This window comes from Shigella sp. FC1661, from assembly GCF_001712525.1.
Classification (GTDB): Bacteria; Pseudomonadota; Gammaproteobacteria; order Enterobacterales; family Enterobacteriaceae; genus Escherichia; species Escherichia coli.
The window spans coordinates 1-912 of sequence record NZ_MDGW01000389.1 but is presented as its reverse complement, the minus strand read 5'-3'; the positions used below and the strand labels follow the sequence as shown (position 1 = coordinate 912).

At 46.5% G+C, this 912-nt stretch carries 3 protein-coding genes; 2 read left to right on the top strand and 1 reads right to left on the bottom strand.

What is annotated here, in order from left to right:
• A partial coding sequence (locus tag BFF42_RS18770) for an IS1 family transposase (protein ID WP_001393792.1) occupies window positions 1-252 on the top strand: 252 nt, incomplete at its 5' end.
• On the opposite strand, the gene BFF42_RS18765 is transcribed toward BFF42_RS18770, so the two are convergent.
• Entirely contained in the window at window positions 246-614 is a 369-nt protein-coding gene (locus BFF42_RS18765; protein WP_001198781.1) for a DUF805 domain-containing protein, read from the bottom strand. The two genes, BFF42_RS18770 and BFF42_RS18765, sit on opposite strands and share 7 nt — an antisense overlap.
• A 133-nt stretch (window positions 615-747) precedes the next feature.
• On the opposite strand from BFF42_RS18765, the gene BFF42_RS18760 reads away from it, so the two are divergent.
• Window positions 748-912, top strand: a 165-nt coding sequence (locus tag BFF42_RS18760) for an IS1 family transposase (RefSeq protein WP_000179192.1), incomplete at its 3' end; no start/stop codon positions are given.

The window sequence follows — 912 nt, the reverse complement described above, 5'->3', positions numbered from 1 at the left end:
CGTCTTCTGAGCCTGCTGTCGGCCTTTGAGGTCGTGGTATGGATGACGGATGGCTGGCCGCTGTATGAATCACGCCTGAAGGGAAAGCTGCACGTTATCAGCAAGCGTTACACTCAGCGCATTGAGCGACATAATCTGAATCTGAGACAACATCTGGCAAGGCTGGGACGGAAGTCACTGTCGTTCTCAAAATCGGTGGAGCTGCATGACAAGGTCATCGGGCATTATCTGAACATAAAACACTATCAGTAAGTTGGAGTCATTACCCCAAACTTAGGATCGTTTCCGTAACGATTGCTGCCAGAATTGCCTTCTAAACAGGCAAATACAAACAGAACTAACCAGCCAATGATCGGTACCAGATAGAGAAGCGCCCACGCACCTGAACGGTCAGTATCGTGCAGACGACGAACACACAGAGCAATGACCGGAATGATTGTTGCTGCCAGGTAAATGAGAGAAAGGAATGGAAACTCTAAACCTAAAATCAATTGAATGACATTGATAATAGCGCCGACGATGGCGTTAATCAGAGTAAACATCCAGTACTCTTTACGACGTGCGCGACCAGAGAAACCAACATAATTTTTTAATACGGCTAAATACCACTGCATAAAAACATCCCTTTAATTAAAAGTGACGAAAGTCTATTCCGGGTATTGTGTAAATGCTATTCGTATCTTTCTTTTTCGGGTGATGCTGCCAACTTACTGATTTAGTGTATGATGGTGTTTTTGAGGTGCTCCAGTGGCTTCTGTTTCTATCAGCTGTCCCTCCTGTTCAGCTACTGACGGGGTGGTGCGTAACGGCAAAAGCACTGCCGGACATCAGCGCTATCTCTGCTCTCACTGCCGTAAAACATGGCAACTGCAGTTCACTTACACCGCTTCTCAACCCGGTACGCACCAGAAA